The sequence below is a fragment of the Caldalkalibacillus salinus genome, assembly GCF_016745835.1.
Taxonomy (GTDB): Bacteria; Bacillota; Bacilli; order Caldalkalibacillales; family JCM-10596; genus Caldalkalibacillus_A; species Caldalkalibacillus_A salinus.
Window position 1 is genome coordinate 1 of record NZ_JAERVL010000062.1, and the last position, 505, is coordinate 505.

Sequence of the window (505 nt, forward strand, 5' to 3'; positions counted from 1 at the left end):
GGATATTTCAAAAACGTTAATAAGACGGGTAGATCCTGCTCCCAAGAGGCAACCTCTCTCGGATATTTAGACCGCCATCTATCTTGAAATACATGAAACTGTTCTTCAGCTTGTGAGCGAGTGAAGGAGCGATAGATCGCCTTTAGATCTTCAGCTACTTGTTCTCTATCCTTTTTGCGTATACGGTTCAAGGTATTACGAACTTTGTGCACAACACAACGCTGGACATCCGCTTTAGGATAAATATTTTTAAAAGCTTCTTCGAGTCCAGGGAGTCCATCAAATACACCAAGTAAGACTTCCTTGAGTCCACGTTGATATAAGTCTTGAAGCATATCTTGCCAACCGAGAGCTGTTTCTTGACCTCCAACATAAAAGCCAAGAAGCTCACGATATCCTTCTTCGGTAACACCAATAGCAAAGTAAATGACTTCATTCGCTACAGTGTCACGTCGAAGTTTAACATACATACCGTCTAGGTATAGTACAGAATAGCGCTGTTTCA

Annotated in this window: 1 protein-coding gene; it reads right to left on the reverse strand. The window is 41.6% G+C overall.

What is annotated here, in order from left to right; genetic code table 11:
* Positions 1-505 (reverse strand): IS256 family transposase (locus JKM87_RS17670; RefSeq protein ID WP_202081791.1); only part of this gene is annotated, 505 nt, incomplete at both ends.